This is a genomic window from Lentzea indica, assembly GCF_012184385.1.
Lineage (GTDB): Bacteria > Actinomycetota > Actinomycetes > Mycobacteriales > Pseudonocardiaceae > Lentzea > Lentzea indica.
Genome location: NZ_VSRL01000028.1, coordinates 46,034 through 59,590 on the forward strand (window position 1 = coordinate 46,034; position 13,557 = coordinate 59,590).

Sequence of the window (13,557 nt, forward strand, 5' to 3'; positions counted from 1 at the left end):
AGGTTGGTGCATGAACCTTATTGGGTCCAACACTTTCGCCGGGCATACGGCCCGCGATTCGCCGACTAGTGTGTGTTGCACGCGGTGGCGATGGGGCCTGTAGCGCAGTGGTCGACGCGCCCTCCGGCACGGAGGGAGAACGCCGGTTCGAATCCGGCCGGTCCCGCGATCTCAGGGGATTTGTGTTCGCGGAGAGCGCGAACCACGTTGTTCGCCATCGCACCGCGAACCTCGGCGGTCGCCGATTCTTGTGGGCGCCAAGGCCCCACACCTCAGTCGGCGGCTCCGCACCCCACCTCCCGGACCCCCGATGCTCGTGCGGTCCCGGCTCTGGTCCCGGTTCAACCATTGACGACAGTGGTCTAGTCCACTTAGCTTGAGTTGAGCGCCGCCGCGCCGTCACCCATCGAGGAGACAGCTATGTTCAGGCGCAGAATCATCGCGGCGGCGACAGCTCTGCTGACCGCGTTCACCCTGGCAGCGCCGGTTTCCCAAGCCGCACCGCAGGACGACGTCGGAGCCCGGGCGATCGCCAACCGCGTCGTCGGCTACTTCGTGCAGTGGGGCGTCTACCAGCGCAACTACCACGTCAAGAACATCCGCACGTCCGGCTCGTCCAGCAAGTTGACCCACATCAACTACGCGTTCGGCAACGTCTCGGGCGGCCGCTGCGTCCTCGGTGACGCCTACGCCGACTACGACAAGTTCTACGATGCGGCGTCCTCTGTGGACGGTACGTCGGACACCTGGGACGCGGGTGCGTTGCGCGGCAACTTCAACCAGCTGCGCAAGCTGAAGAAGCTGCACCCGAACCTCAAGGTCCTGTTCTCCTTCGGCGGCTGGACCTGGTCCGGCGGTTTCCCCGCGGCGGCGAGCAGTCCGAGCGCGGCGGCGGCGTTCGCGGACTCCTGCTACAAGCTCGTCGAGGACCCGCGCTGGGCGGACGTGTTCGACGGCATCGACATCGACTGGGAGTACCCCAACGCGTGCGGGCTCACCTGTGACACCAGCGGTTTCAGCTCGTTCAAGACGCTGATGCAGGCCGTCCGCGCCCGCTTCGGCTCCGGCAACCTCGTGACCGCGGCGATCACCGCCGACGCCTCGACCGGCGGCAAGATCGACAAGGCGGACTACGCCGGCGCCGCGCAGTACGTGAACTGGTACAACCCCATGACGTACGACTTCTTCGGCGCCTGGGCGGCGCAGGGCCCGACCGCGCCGCACTCGCCGCTCACCAGCTACACCGGCATCCCGCAGCAGGGCTTCAACACCGACGCGGCGATCCAGAAGCTGAAGAGCAAGGGCATTCCAGCAGGCAAGATGCTGCTGGGCCTCGGTTTCTACGGCCGCGGCTGGACCGGCGTCACCCAGTCCGCACCCGGCGGCACGGCCACAGGTGCCGCACCTGGCACCTACGAGGCCGGCATCGAGGACTACAAGGTGCTCAAGACCCGTTGCCCTGCCAACGGAACCGTCGCCGGCACCGCGTACGCCAAGTGCGGCAGCCAGTGGTGGAGCTACGACACCCCGGCCACGGTCCGCAGCAAGATCTCGTGGGCCAGCGGTCAGAACATGGGTGGCGTGTTCTTCTGGGAGCTCTCCGGTGACACGTCCAACGGCGAGCTGATCAGTGCGATCCGCAGCGGTATCGGCTGATAACTCGCCACAACAGGCGCAGGATGTTCGGGTGGACGCACTCGAACACCTGCGCCGCCTCTGCCTCGCGCTGCCAGAGGTGACGGAACGCCTGAGCCACGGCGAGCCCACCTGGTTCGTCCGTGACAAGAAGACCTTCGTGATGTTCGCGAACCAGCACCACGACGACCGCGTCGCCTTCTGGTGCGCCGCCGGTCCCGACGTGCAGGCGACGCTGGTCGCGCAGGCCCCTGAGCAGTACTTCCGCCCGCCCTACGTGGGCCACCGCGGCTGGCTCGGCGTCTACCTGGACGTGCACCTCGACTGGGACGTCATCGCGGACCTCGTCGAGGACGCTTATCGGGCGATTGCACCGAAGACGTTGATCGCGCAACTCGACGCCTCGAGTTGCCGACCCGACTGACCTGTCGCACTCTTCCGCGCATGGCGACTTGTGACGTCTGTGGCAACGAGTACTGGATGGCCTTCGAGGTGCGCACCGTCGGCGGCGGCGTGCACACGTTCGACAGCTTCGAGTGCGCGATCCAACGCCTCGCGCCGCGCTGCGAGCACTGCGACTGCCGCGTGATCGGGCACGGGGTGGAGGTGGAGGGCCGCTTCTTCTGCTGCGCCCACTGCGCGCGTTCCGCGTCCACCGACCTGGGCGCGATGATCCGTGACACGGTCGGCGCCCATCCCGGCTAAACACGGTCTGGCTGACGAAGCACGAGGTCCAGGCTGAGCGGCACGGGCGGCGGCAGTTCGTCCGTGCCTGTCCGGAACGCCTCCAGCAGGTACGCGACCAGGCGTTGAGACGCGGCCACCGGTGCGCCGGCGAGCCCGCCGTTGGCCATGAGCACCAGCGTCAGGTCGTGCGGCGAGAAGTCGGCCCGCAGCTGCCCGCTGTCCTTCGCTCGCTGCACCAACGCGGCGAAGCCGTGCCACGACCGTTCCCGCAACTCGGAGTGCAGGTCGGGGAACCCCGCGACGAACGCGGCGGTGAACCCGCGGTCGCTCGCCTGCAGCAGGCAGACCTTCTCGATCACCGTGCGGAACCCGCGCCACGGGTCCGGATCCGCCAGCGCTTCGTCGACGACGGCCTGGCAGTGGGCGAACTGCTCGGTGAACGCCTCCATCACCAGCGACTCCTTGGTGGGGAAGCGCCGGTACAACGTGGCGACGCCGACGCCCGCACGGCGCGCGATCGCGGCCATCGGTACGTCCAGCCCGCGCTCGGCGAACAACTCACGCGCGACGGTCAGCACTCGTGCACGGTTCTCCCGCGCGTCGGCACGCATCTGAGACGGTTCAGCGGTCACTTCTTCTCACTTCGAGTCAAGTGGACGGGGGTCTCCACTTGTCAGGCTACGTTGAAAGGCATGGACTTCAAGCGACCGCTCGTCCACCGCGTCAACAAGTGGATCGTCGGACTGCGTGACGCCCCGCTCGTCGGGAAGCTCGTGCGCAAAGGGATCACCGTCGTGTCCTACACGGGACGGCGTTCCGGCCGCACCTTCACCACACCTGTTGGCTACCAACGCAAAGGCGACCTGGTGAAGATCCAGGTGATGATGCCGGACGCCAAGACCTGGTGGCGCAACTTCCTCGGCGAAGGCGGCCCGCTCACGCTCGAACTCGATGACGCCGAACGGACAGGGCACGCGACATCGCACCGTGACGACAAGGGTCGTGTCACGGTGCGAGTGCAGCTCTAAAATCCTTACGCGGCAAGGGAAGCAAGGCGGCGGCGTTCCAGCATCGCCGCCACCAGGTAGGCGCCGCCGCCCAGCACGGCCAGCACACCGAAGAAGCCGGGTGCGGGGACGAACAGCGCCGCCGCGGCGACCAGCGCGAGCCAGGTGCCCAGGTTGTAGTGCAACGCGTTGCGGCGGACGGCCCCTTCGGCGAGGTAGATCAGGCCGACCACGATGGTCGAACCCGCAGGCCAGAGCACGGTCTGCAGCTCTGGTTTCTCGAACACCGTGCTCAGTCCGGTGATCGCGAGGGCCAGCGCGGCGAACCCGGTGACCCAGGCGGTGCCGACCAGCTTCTCGGCGCGGCGCCGGGCCTCGGTGGCGCCGCGCTGGGCCCGCAGCGACGCGGCCATGGCCAGGATCGTGCCGGCGAGGAGACCGCCGCCGAGCAATCCGATCGGCAGCCAGGACGGCATGAGAACCAGGCCGGCCTTGGCGAGCAGAGCGGCGCCGTGGCCGAAGACGTAGGCGAAGGCGAAACCCAGGTAGGCGGCGCGGTTGTCGACCTCGGTCGCGAGAACACTGGTGCGAAGAGCGGTGGCGTTCATGGTGGGGACCTCCGGAAAGTCAGACGTGTGCGAGTGACGTGATCAAGCGCGGTGCGAGTTCGGTCAACCGCTGCGAGCGGCGGGTCGAGGCGCTCTGGTCGGCGAGGCCGTGCAAGCCCAGCCACAGCGTCATGGCGACCGCGGGGTCAGCGAGGACCCGGGTGAACAGCAGCAGAGCCGGTTCTGCGAAGTCCGCCGCTCCGAACATCACGCGGTAGCGACGCGGGTGCAGTGCGGCGAAGTCGAGGTAGGCAAGGCCTGCCGCGAGGACGTCGGAAGCACCGAGGACGGCTGCTTCGAGTTCGGCGAAGGCCGTGCGGCACACGGCCAGCAAGATCGCCGATGGGCCGGGGAAGTGCAGGTAGATCGACGAGGTGGGGATGTCCGCCTCGCGGGACACGGCCCGGAGCGTCACGGCGCAGTCCCTGTCGACGAGGGCGGTCGCCGCCGCCACGATGTCCTGGCGGCAGCCGGCCTTGGTCACGGCTCCGGGACGATGACGACCTTGCCCAGCACCGTGCGGGACTCGGCCAGTGCCAGCGCGGCGGCGGCCTCCGGCAGCGGGATGCGCGCGGCGATCTGCGGCGTGAGCACACCGGCGGCGACCAGGAGGAGCACCTGCGTGAGGTCCTCGCTCAACCGGGCGCGGAACGCGGCGGGACGGAAACGCTTGCCGGCCCAGAAGTTGTAGAACCCGGCGCGCTTGCCGTTGGGCAGCAGGTTCCACAGCATCAGCTGTCCGAACAGCTTCAGCACCGGCAGCATCGCGTTGCCCGGCTCGTCCTTCGTCGCGGCGGAGCCGTAGTTGACCAGCGCGCCGCCGCGGCGCAGCAGTCGCCACGACTCGTGCAGGCCCGCGCCACCGACGTGGTCGAACACCGCGTCGACACCGTCGGGCGCGATCTCGCGGATCCGGTCGTACATGTGCGGGTCGCGGTAGTCGACGGGGATCGCGCCGAGCTCGCGCACCGCGTCGTGGTGGCGGGCGGAGGCCGTGCCGATCACCTTGATGCCCGCGTGCCGGGCGAGCTGCACGAGCGTCGAGCCGACGCCGCCGTTGGCGCCCAGCACCACGACCGTGTCGCCGCGCTTCACCTTGGCAGTGCGGTACATCATTTGCCACGCCGTGACGCCGTTGACCACCACGGTTTCGGCGGCGACCGCGTCCACGCCGTCCGGCACCGGCACCAGGTCGGCAGCCTCGACGATCAGGTGGCTGGCCCACCCGCCGACCTTGGTGACCGCGGCGAACCGGTGGAGCTTGATTCCGGGGTCCACGCCGGTGCCGGTCGCGACGACGGTGCCGACGACGTCGTAGCCGGGCACGAACGGGAACGGCGGCTGGTCGAAGTACTTGCCCAGCCGCATCTGCTGCTCGGCGAACGAGACGCCGGTGGCGTCCATGCGCAGGACGACCTGACCGTCACCCGGCGCCGGCAGGTCGCGGACCTGAACCTGCAGGCCATCGGGATCGACGACGCCCGGCAGGACGATCTCGGTGGCGCGGATGGTGGCGGTGGTGGCGTTCATCTGGAAGCTCCTCGGTCTCGGCTGTGCTTACAGCCATAAGCTAACGGCCGTAAGTCTAGGAATGCAAGACCTAACACCTATAAACTTTCAGGTGTATGGTTACGGGCGTGACGAACACTGAGCCACGAAGGCGCAACCGCCGGGGTGAGGGCGGGAAACTGCGCGACGAGATCATCGCGGCGGCCGTCGCGCTGCTGGACGAGGGCGGCGACGAACGCGCGGTCACGCTGCGCTCGGTCGCGCGCAAGGCGGGCATCGCGGCACCGTCGATCTACGCGCACTTCGCGGACCAGCCGTCGATCATGCTGGCCGTGGTCCAGCAGGAGATGGACCGCCTCGCGGTGGCTCTGCGCGAGGCCGACGAGAACGCGGGCTCCGACGCTGAAAAGCGGCTCTTCGCCGTGTGCAATGCCTACCTGGACCTCGCCCAGGCGCACCCGCAGCGCTACCGGATCATGTTCGGCGGCCTGTGGACGCCCTCGGTGGACGACACTTCGATCAGTGACGCCGACCTGGAGTCACTGGGCGCCGAGGCGCTCACGCTGCTCGCGGACGTGCTCCGTGCGTGCGTGGAAGCGGGGATCGCGCACGGCAGCGACGACCTCTACGGCGACGCGGTCGCGTTGTGGCTCGGGCTGCACGGCCTCGCCCACCAACGGGCCGTGGTGCGCAAGATGCCAGGGCCGGCCGACGTCGCGGAACGGCTGATCAAGGCACTCGCGCACCTCAAGTAGCTAGGGAGCCTCGAAGAGAGTCGACACGGACTCGCCGACGTTGATCCGCCGCATCGCCTCTGCCATCGCCGGCGCGATCGACAGCACCTTCAACTTCGGCACCAGCTTCTCCGCAGGGATCGGCACGGTGTTCGTCGCGACGATCTCCAGCACGTCGTCGAACGCCTGCAACCGATCCAACGCACCCGACGAGAACAACCCGTGCGTGCACGCGACCCGGATCGGCCCGGCCCCGCGCTCCCGCAGCTTGTCCAGCAGCTCGATCACGGTCGAACCCTTGGCGATCTCGTCGTCCAGAACGATCACGTCGCGCCCGGCCACCTCACCGATCACGGTCGAGATCTGCACCTTGTCCTCGGCGAACCGCTGCTTGGCGCCGGCCGCCACGGGCACACCGAGAATCCGCGCGAAGTGCGCAGCCTCCTTGGCGTTTCCGAGGTCCGGTGACACGACGACGGTGTTCGACAGGTCGTACTGTGTGAAGTGCGCGGCGAGCTCGCGCAGGGCGTGCAGGTGATCGACGGGCACCGAGAAGAACCCGTGCACCTGCGGGGAGTGCAGTGTCATCGCGAGCACACGCGAGGCGCCTGCGGCCACCATCAGATCGGCGACCAGGCGGCCACCGATGGAGATCCGCGGCGCGTCCTTTTTGTCCGAGCGCGCATAGGCGTAGTGCGGCAACACCACGCTCGTACGGGCCGCCGAAGCGCCACGGGCAGCGTCGAGCATCAGCAAGAGTTCGACCAGATGTTCCTGCACCGGTGGCACCAGTGGCTGGATCAGGAACACGTCCCGCTCGCGGCAGTTCGCCTGCAGCTGCACCTCGAGGCAGTCGTTGGCGAACCGGGTCAGGCGGCTGGGTGACAGCTCGACGCCAAGTTGGCCGCAGATCTCTGCGGCCAGTGTCGGGTGGGCAGAACCGGAGAAGACAGCGATGTCACGCACGCACCGAAACCTAGTCGATGACCAGCACCAACTTGCCGTCCTTGAAGAACGGCGTGAGGTTTCCGCGCGTGTCGACTGTGTGTGTCCCGCGCGGTAAAACGGCCTCGATGGCCGTGAACGCGAGGATGTCCGAGACGCCGTGACGGCCGCGCAACGACCGTTGTCCTTGGAACCGCAGAGCGCGCCCCTCGCGGCGGTACTGATGGGCCTCGGCAGCAGTGGAGGCGCCGACTCGCAGCGTCTCCGGGCCTGCCAGACGCCCCGAGGACGCACCGCGTACGGCAACGCCGAAGCCCTGCTCGACGAGGGAGCTCACCACCGCGTCGGACGGCGGCACGGGTACGAGGAAGGACATCGCGTAGTGGCCGTCGACCTCGTGCACCACGACCGTCCGTGCCGTGGTCAGCACCGTGTCGTGCAGCTCCAGCGCGATCTTCTCCGCTTCCCAGCGGTTCTCGTAGCCGGCGTCGATGCCGACGAAGGTGCTGGTCACCTGACCTCCACGAAGATCGGGTTGGTGTAGCACCACAGGTCCTCCCACGGTTTCGCGGCTCCCGGAGTGTCCGCCTGCGGTTCGAACGCGCCGCGGTTGCCGTCGGTTCCGCGCAATCGGAGGTAAAAAGGCTCTCGGACGTTGCGGAACGTGTGCGTGAAGACCGCATAGTGCCAGCGCGGCTCGTAGGATCGCTCGACCTTCACATGTGGCGTGGACAACGTTTCGGCGGACGCCCGACCGGTTACCGCGCCCTTGATGAGGTCCAAACGGCGCAGCTTCGGGATGAACCCGGCGCTGTTCGGCCGGGTTGCCAAACGTGCCTTGACCAGCACCGTCACGTCCGAACCACGGCGAACGCGCAGCCGTCCGCCCATCGTTTCGGCGCCGCCGGTGCCGTGGACCGTGAACCGCAGGTCGTCGACCAGACCGCCGTGCGAAACCCACGCCCGACCTGCCCGAAGGCCCTCCATCACGGCACCACGCGAGCGCCGGGTCGCGCCCACGACGGTCCGTGAAAATTCACAGGGAAAGAAGTCGACATAGGGCGGCGACACCTGCGGCGGGCCGACGTCGAGCGGGTCGAGGTGCTTGCCGAAGAGGTCGAACTGGTTGCCCGGCTCCGGTACGCGGACGATCGTGTCGCGCGAGTTGAAGTGCGAGTCGGAGTTCGAGGTGATCCACCAGCCGAGGCCCTCGGCGAGCAGGGAGTCCCAGACGCCGCCGAGCTTCGCCGTCATCCAGTCGAAGCCGCCGTAGGTCTTGTAGGCCTCGGGCGGATAGCCCGCATAGGAGTTCGAACCGGGGCTGTTCGCGTAGCCGCCACGGTGGCCGCCGGGACCGCGCAACGGGTCGCCGTCTCCCTGCGCGCCGGGTGCACCCTCCATGCCGACAACGATGTCGGGTGCCAGGTCGCGCATGTTCCGCATTTCGTACGGCGCCACACGGCCGTTGCGCATCGGGTGGTTCACGAAGACCAGCGCGGACTTCATCGTGCCGTTGCGGATCTTGGTTTGCAGGAACCGGATCGCGTCCAGTGCCTTGCGCTCGTTGGCCGGGTTCGAGGCTTCGGCGCCGTTCAGTCGCCAGTCGAACTGCCGCTCGAAGTCGCGCAGCACACCGGCCTCGTCGCGGCAGTCCTCGAAGAACAGGGTCGCGTGCTCGGCGCCGGGGACGTTCCACTCCATGCCGTGCCACAGCAACAGTTGCGGGAACTTCCGTTGTGCCCTGCGAAGGTCAGCCGCCGTCGCCTCGACGGAGTGCGCCTCGTGCGACTGGTGCCCGTGGTCGGTGATCACAAGCCAGTCCGTGCCGTGCCGCAACGCACCGCGGATCTGCTGCTCGATGGTGTACATGCCGTCGTACGAGTACTGCGTGTGCGTGTGGTGGTCGCCGGAAAGCCACTGATAACGAGACGAAGCGGACGCCGTCCCAGTGCCCAGCATTCCCGCAACACCCAGCGCACTTGCTCCCTGCAGGAAGCGTCTGCGGGCTACTTCGGACACGGCTGATCCTCCACACGACAGGTCGGGGTTCGTGGAGGCTAGACCGATCGGGTGAGGCGCAGGTAGCCGCTGAATGGCTGGAGGAAGAACGGTCTTGAGGAAAGGAGTGTCACAGGGGGAGCAGGTCGACCCAGTTGAGGAACGGCAACGCGCCGGTCGCCTGCAGCGCGGCCAGTCCCAGCCACACCGACAGGATCGTCACCACCGGTCCGACGATGGCCATCTCGACCACGCCGCCGGTCTTCATCCGCATGATCTTCGGCGGCGCCACCGGGAACCACGTCTTGCCCATGATCGGAACCGGCCACAGGATCGGGCAGCCCTGCTCGGTGATCGCATCACCGATGTAGTGCGCGAAACACCCGACGCCGACCGCGATGCCGCACGCCGCGGCGGAAGCGTTCGTCTGCGAGGTCCACGCGATCATCGCCCACGTGATCCCCGCGGACACCACGGTGATCAGCAACGCGTCCTGCTTGGGGCACCAGTCGTTCATGATGCCGCGCACCGCGAGACCGGCGAACACGAACATCAGCACCGGCAGTGCCCACTTCTGGCTGTTCTGGACGACTGCGGTGGTGAAAACGGCCGCGAACAAGGCGAAGACGAGCGTGTGTGTGAGACCGCGATGTCCGCCTTCGCGGTTGGAGTCCTTCTTCGTGCGTGTCGTGCGATAAACGAAGCCGCTCAACATGTTGATGCCTGCGGACAGTCCGCTGCTCAACGCGCCGAACGTGCGGGAGATCGTCGAACCGGGGTGGTCGAGGTCGGGCAGAAGTGCCGCCCCGGTGGCGAGAACCGCGCCAACGGCCCAGCTCTGCGGCGACAGCTGGCCGATCGGGTGCGTTGACGCGAGTGCGGTGACAGCGGACCAGGCGAGCAGCCCGCTCATCGCATGTGTTGGCCCAGTTGACACTTACGTCCCTTCTGATGATCACCCGACAGTGGGAACAGTAGCCGCAGGTATCAGGTGCCCGAGCCAAATCTCCATATCTCCGGACAACCAACTCCCACCAAGGAGCACGGACATGGCTCAGGTTTGGCTCATCACCGGCAGTTCCCGCGGCATCGGCCGCAAGACCGCAGAAGCGGTGCTCGCCGCCGGACACCGGCTCGTCGCGACCGCCCGCAACCCGCGCGATCTCGACGACCTCGTCTCTCAACACGGCGACCGGGTCAGATCTGTTGCACTCGACGTGCGTGACGCCGAACAAGCCGAAGAGGCCGTGGCAACCGCGGTCCGCGAGTTCGGCCGGCTCGACGTGGTCGTGAACAACGCGGGCGCCGGTCGTGTCACCTCGATCGAGGAGTGCTCGGAGGCCGACTTCCGCGAGCAGCTGGAGGTCAACCTGTGGGGCGTCGTCAACGTCACCCGCGCCGCGCTGCCGGTGCTGCACGAACAGCGTTCAGGCCACTTTCTGCAGATCGGCTCGACCGCGGGCCACATGGCGTTCGGCGGCGGGCTGGCCCCGTACGTGATGGCCAAGTTCGCGCTGCGCGGCTTCACCGAGTCGCTGGCCGCGGAGTGCGCGCCGTCGGGGTCAAGGCGACGATCGTCGAGCTCGGCGGCTTCCAGACGGACTGGACCGGCTCCTCTCTGGTGGTGACCGAGCCGGGAGACGACTACGTTCCGTCTGTCGGGGCAATGCTCGACATGATGCGTGGCGCTCACGGACACATGCCTGGTGATCCGGCCAAGGCGGCGCGGGTCATGCTCGACGTGGTAGCCATGGACGAGCCTCCGCTGAGTCTGCTGCTGGGCAGCGACGCGGTGGACATGGTCCGCATGGCGGACCAGGCAAGGAACGCCGAAATCGACAAGTGGGAGCACGTGAGCCGTTCGACGGACTTCGACCCTGAATCGGTGTAACCAGGGTCGCAGGCACACCTCGGCGGTTTACCAGTACGCTTGTCTTGCTTGCATCGTCGCGAGAGGAGCGCCCGGAGTTATGGGCAAGATCAAGGTTCAGGGCACCGTCGTCGAGCTCGACGGCGACGAGATGACCCGGATCATCTGGCAGTTCATCAAGGACAAGCTGATCCACCCGTACCTGGACGTCACCCTTGAGTACTACGACCTGGGCATCGAGCACCGGGACGCTACTGACGACCAGGTCACCGTTGACGCCGCGAACGCCATCAAGAAGCACGGCGTCGGCGTCAAGTGCGCCACGATCACGCCGGACGAGGCGCGCGTCGAGGAGTTCGGCCTCAAGAAGATGTGGGTCTCGCCGAACGGCACGATCCGCAACATCCTCGGCGGTGTCGTCTTCCGCGAGCCGATCATCATCTCGAACGTCCCCCGCCTGGTGCCCGGCTGGACCAAGCCGATCATCATCGGCCGTCACGCGCACGGTGACCAGTACAAGGCCACCAACTTCAAGGTGCCCGGCGCCGGCAAGCTGACGATCACCTTCCAGCCGGAGGACGGCTCGGAGCCGATCGAGCACGTCGTCACCGAGTTCCCGGCGGAGGGCGGTGTGGCGATGGGCATGTACAACTACAACAAGTCCATCGAGGACTTCGCCCGCGCTTCGTTCTCCTACGGCCTGCAGCGGGGCTACCCCGTCTACATGTCGACGAAGAACACGATCCTGAAGGCCTACGACGGCCAGTTCAAGGACATCTTCCAGCGCGTGTTCGACGAGGAGTTCAAGGCGGACTTCGACGCCAAGGGCCTCACCTACGAGCACCGCCTCATCGACGACATGGTCGCCGCGGCCATGAAGTGGGAGGGCGGCTACGTCTGGGCGTGCAAGAACTACGACGGTGACGTCCAGTCCGACACGGTCGCGCAGGGCTTCGGCTCGCTCGGCCTGATGACGTCGGTCCTGATGACGCCGGACGGCAAGACCGTCGAGGCCGAGGCAGCGCACGGCACCGTGACGCGTCACTTCCGCCAGCACCAGGCCGGCAAGCCGACGTCCACGAACCCGATCGCCTCGATCTTCGCGTGGACCCGCGGCCTCATGCACCGCGGCAAGCTGGACAACACCCCCGAGGTGATCCGCTTCGCCGAGGCGCTGGAGCAGGTCGTCATCGAGACCGTCGAGGCCGGTCAGATGACCAAGGACCTCGCGCTGCTGGTCGGCAAGGACCAGGAGTGGCTGACGACCGAGGACTTCCTCGGCGCGCTGGACGAGAACCTCAAGAAGAAGATGGCGTCGTTCTGATCTTCGCCTGATTCGAGCACGTGAGAAGGCCACCCCGGTCACACCGGGGTGGCCTTTCTCGTTGCGCGTCACCCGGTCGGTTCCTCTTGTGGGTGGTTGCCCGTGCCGAGCCGTCCACACCGGGCGTCCAGCCGCTATATCTGCTGCTCCAGGGCTTTTGTGTGCGGAGGCAGCGCGATGTTGGGTGTTCCGGTCAGGGGATTGATCGTCATTGGTGTGCTCGGGGTCGCCGGGGTGATGTACCTGGCGAACGGCGGCAAGCAGATGGGCAGCGAGAAGGGCGCGCAGATCTGCAAGATCACGGTGACCGCGGACATCCTCAACGTCCGCTCGGGTCCGGGTGACATGCAGCCGATCGTGTCGACGATGCCGCGTGACGCGGTCGCCGACGCCCAGGCTCGCGTGGAGAACGGGTATCGGATGCTGAGTGATCGCCGTTGGGTGAGCCAGCAGTTCGTCGCCCTGACCAGCGACTCGACCTGCAAGTGAGGGATGCTCCGAATTTCCGGTCAGCGGTAGCGCCTGCCGAAGCGGTATGAAGGTGGAACACCAGGGGTTTCCCGGACAGCTTGCCCTTTCCAGGCCGGGAGACCCTCCATAGGATTGATCCGGCTGGCCCAGCGCGGTCAGTCAGGACGCGCCGCCACGTGTTCGAAGTGCGTGCGGCGAAAGGACGTATCCGGTGGCGGTCACGAGTTCCGTGGTGTCCGACCGCAAGCGTGAGCTGATGGCTGTTCGCGGAGCGCTGGAGGAGGCCGCCGCGGGCGTGCCCTCCGTGGTGTGCGTCGAGGGTCGCGCGGGCATGGGCAAGACCTCGGTGCTCGGTGAAGCCGTGAGGACGGCTCGGGAGCTGGGTTTCCAGGTCTTCCGCGCGCAGTGCTCGGTCTCGGAGTCCGGGTTCCGGTTCGGCGTGGTCGCGCAGCTCTTCGAGAGCGAGGCCGACGAGATCCTCGACGGTGACGCCGACCAGGCGGCGATGCACCGGCTGCACAGGCTGGTCCGCGAGGTTTCCCTGGGTTCTCCGGTGCTGCTCGCCGTCGACGACGTGGAGCAGGCCGACGCTCCGTCGTTGAACTTCCTGTCCTACCTGCGAAGACGGCTGGGCGAGCTGCCCGTGGCGGTCGTGGTGACGCGCGGGCTCGGGTCAGGTCCAGTTCGGTGTGCCGCCGGATGAACACCCCTGAAGCGATCTCGATCACCGCAGAACCCCGTTGATCAGAACCCCGTCGACCAGAACCGG

Annotated in this window: 18 protein-coding genes and 1 tRNA gene; 11 read left to right on the forward strand and 8 right to left on the reverse strand. The window is 67.3% G+C overall.

What is annotated here, in order from left to right; genetic code table 11:
* Positions 1-92: 92 nt before the first annotated feature.
* The 4 genes from FXN61_RS10740 (at position 93) to FXN61_RS10755 (ending at position 2,340) form a co-directional block, all read left to right on the forward strand.
* Positions 93-166, forward strand: a tRNA-OTHER gene (locus FXN61_RS10740).
* A 254-nt stretch (positions 167-420) separates the two neighbouring features.
* Positions 421-1,656: a glycoside hydrolase family 18 protein gene (locus FXN61_RS10745; protein ID WP_167972766.1), complete on the forward strand. Its 1,236-nt coding sequence runs from the start codon at positions 421-423 to the stop codon at positions 1,654-1,656.
* Positions 1,657-1,687: 31 nt separating this feature from the next.
* Positions 1,688-2,059, forward strand: coding sequence for an MmcQ/YjbR family DNA-binding protein (locus tag FXN61_RS10750; protein ID WP_167972768.1), 372 nt, complete (start codon positions 1,688-1,690; stop codon positions 2,057-2,059).
* A 20-nt stretch (positions 2,060-2,079) separates the two neighbouring features.
* A complete protein-coding gene (locus FXN61_RS10755; protein WP_086669330.1) occupies positions 2,080-2,340 on the forward strand; it encodes a metallothionein in 261 nt (86 codons plus the stop codon).
* On the opposite strand, the gene FXN61_RS10760 is transcribed toward FXN61_RS10755, so the two are convergent.
* Positions 2,337-2,933 (reverse strand): TetR/AcrR family transcriptional regulator, encoded by a 597-nt coding sequence (locus FXN61_RS10760; protein ID WP_167972770.1) that lies wholly within the window; start codon positions 2,931-2,933, stop codon positions 2,337-2,339. The two genes, FXN61_RS10755 and FXN61_RS10760, sit on opposite strands and share 4 nt — an antisense overlap.
* Positions 2,934-3,014: 81 nt before the next feature.
* Here FXN61_RS10760 and FXN61_RS10765 point away from each other — a divergent pair, with 81 nt between their 5' ends.
* The gene (locus FXN61_RS10765; RefSeq protein WP_167972772.1) at positions 3,015-3,350 is read left to right on the forward strand and encodes a nitroreductase/quinone reductase family protein; all 336 of its coding nucleotides are present in this window, start codon (positions 3,015-3,017) and stop codon (positions 3,348-3,350) included.
* Between the two features lie 5 nt (positions 3,351-3,355).
* Here FXN61_RS10765 and FXN61_RS10770 read toward each other — a convergent pair whose 3' ends face one another.
* From FXN61_RS10770 to FXN61_RS10780, 3 genes are read right to left on the reverse strand one after another with little or no spacing between them, the layout of a single operon-like run.
* Positions 3,356-3,937: an ABC transporter permease gene (locus tag FXN61_RS10770; protein ID WP_167972774.1), complete on the reverse strand. Its 582-nt coding sequence runs from the start codon at positions 3,935-3,937 to the stop codon at positions 3,356-3,358.
* Between the two features lie 19 nt (positions 3,938-3,956).
* Positions 3,957-4,421: a TetR/AcrR family transcriptional regulator gene (locus tag FXN61_RS10775; protein WP_167972776.1), complete on the reverse strand. Its 465-nt coding sequence runs from the start codon at positions 4,419-4,421 to the stop codon at positions 3,957-3,959.
* Positions 4,418-5,467, reverse strand: coding sequence for a medium chain dehydrogenase/reductase family protein (locus FXN61_RS10780; protein ID WP_167972778.1), 1,050 nt, complete (start codon positions 5,465-5,467; stop codon positions 4,418-4,420). The genes FXN61_RS10775 and FXN61_RS10780 overlap by 4 nt, the downstream gene beginning before the upstream one ends.
* Before the next feature lie 107 nt (positions 5,468-5,574).
* Between FXN61_RS10780 and FXN61_RS10785 the strand changes: the two genes are divergently transcribed.
* On the forward strand, positions 5,575-6,201 hold the full coding sequence (locus tag FXN61_RS10785) for a TetR/AcrR family transcriptional regulator (protein WP_223165387.1): 627 nt from the start codon (positions 5,575-5,577) through the stop codon (positions 6,199-6,201).
* Here FXN61_RS10785 and FXN61_RS10790 read toward each other — a convergent pair whose 3' ends face one another.
* The 4 genes from FXN61_RS10790 to FXN61_RS10805 all read right to left on the reverse strand — a co-directional run bounded on the left by FXN61_RS10790 (position 6,202) and on the right by FXN61_RS10805 (position 10,060).
* Complete coding sequence (locus tag FXN61_RS10790; RefSeq protein ID WP_167972782.1) at positions 6,202-7,146, reverse strand: ribose-phosphate diphosphokinase; 945 nt, start codon at positions 7,144-7,146, stop codon at positions 6,202-6,204.
* A 10-nt stretch (positions 7,147-7,156) separates the two neighbouring features.
* The gene (locus tag FXN61_RS10795) at positions 7,157-7,639 is read right to left on the reverse strand and encodes a hypothetical protein (protein WP_188134916.1); all 483 of its coding nucleotides are present in this window, start codon (positions 7,637-7,639) and stop codon (positions 7,157-7,159) included.
* Positions 7,636-9,144 carry a PHP domain-containing protein gene (locus tag FXN61_RS10800; protein WP_167972784.1) on the reverse strand — a complete coding sequence of 503 codons (1,509 nt, stop codon included), beginning with the start codon at positions 9,142-9,144 and terminating at the stop codon, positions 7,636-7,638. The genes FXN61_RS10795 and FXN61_RS10800 overlap by 4 nt, the downstream gene beginning before the upstream one ends.
* Positions 9,145-9,253: 109 nt before the next feature.
* Positions 9,254-10,060, reverse strand: a complete 807-nt coding sequence (locus FXN61_RS10805; RefSeq protein WP_167972786.1) for a metal-dependent hydrolase — start codon at positions 10,058-10,060, stop codon at positions 9,254-9,256.
* A gap of 112 nt (positions 10,061-10,172) precedes the next feature.
* Here FXN61_RS10805 and FXN61_RS10810 point away from each other — a divergent pair, with 112 nt between their 5' ends.
* The 5 genes from FXN61_RS10810 (at position 10,173) to FXN61_RS10825 (ending at position 13,491) form a co-directional block, all read left to right on the forward strand.
* Positions 10,173-10,751: an SDR family oxidoreductase gene (locus tag FXN61_RS10810; protein WP_223165388.1), complete on the forward strand. Its 579-nt coding sequence runs from the start codon at positions 10,173-10,175 to the stop codon at positions 10,749-10,751.
* The gene (locus tag FXN61_RS50640) at positions 10,748-11,014 is read left to right on the forward strand and encodes a Rossmann-fold NAD(P)-binding domain-containing protein (protein ID WP_223165389.1); all 267 of its coding nucleotides are present in this window, start codon (positions 10,748-10,750) and stop codon (positions 11,012-11,014) included. Before FXN61_RS10810 ends, FXN61_RS50640 begins: the two co-directional genes overlap by 4 nt.
* 79 nt (positions 11,015-11,093) lie before the next feature.
* Positions 11,094-12,317, forward strand: a complete 1,224-nt coding sequence (locus FXN61_RS10815) for an NADP-dependent isocitrate dehydrogenase (RefSeq protein ID WP_167972788.1) — start codon at positions 11,094-11,096, stop codon at positions 12,315-12,317.
* A gap of 177 nt (positions 12,318-12,494) precedes the next feature.
* Entirely contained in the window at positions 12,495-12,806 is a 312-nt protein-coding gene (locus FXN61_RS10820) for an SH3 domain-containing protein (protein ID WP_167972790.1), read from the forward strand.
* 193 nt (positions 12,807-12,999) lie between these two features.
* Positions 13,000-13,491: an ATP-binding protein gene (locus FXN61_RS10825; protein ID WP_167972792.1), complete on the forward strand. Its 492-nt coding sequence runs from the start codon at positions 13,000-13,002 to the stop codon at positions 13,489-13,491.
* Positions 13,492-13,557: the final 66 nt, after the last annotated feature.

Bases quoted from the DNA above. Each gene is read 5' to 3' on its own strand.
- FXN61_RS10745 (WP_167972766.1), top strand. From the start codon at position 421: ATGTTCAGGCGCAGAATCATCGCGGCGGCGACAGCTCTGCTGACCGCG.
- FXN61_RS10755 (WP_086669330.1), top strand. From the start codon at position 2,080: ATGGCGACTTGTGACGTCTGTGGCAACGAGTACTGGATGGCCTTCGAG.
- FXN61_RS10760 (WP_167972770.1), bottom strand. From the start codon at position 2,933: ATGCGTGCCGACGCGCGGGAGAACCGTGCACGAGTGCTGACCGTCGCG.
- FXN61_RS10765 (WP_167972772.1), top strand. From the start codon at position 3,015: ATGGACTTCAAGCGACCGCTCGTCCACCGCGTCAACAAGTGGATCGTC.
- FXN61_RS10770 (WP_167972774.1), bottom strand. From the start codon at position 3,937: ATGAACGCCACCGCTCTTCGCACCAGTGTTCTCGCGACCGAGGTCGAC.
- FXN61_RS10780 (WP_167972778.1), bottom strand. From the start codon at position 5,467: ATGAACGCCACCACCGCCACCATCCGCGCCACCGAGATCGTCCTGCCG.
- FXN61_RS10810 (WP_223165388.1), top strand. From the start codon at position 10,173: ATGGCTCAGGTTTGGCTCATCACCGGCAGTTCCCGCGGCATCGGCCGC.
- FXN61_RS10815 (WP_167972788.1), top strand. From the start codon at position 11,094: ATGGGCAAGATCAAGGTTCAGGGCACCGTCGTCGAGCTCGACGGCGAC.
- FXN61_RS10820 (WP_167972790.1), top strand. From the start codon at position 12,495: ATGTTGGGTGTTCCGGTCAGGGGATTGATCGTCATTGGTGTGCTCGGG.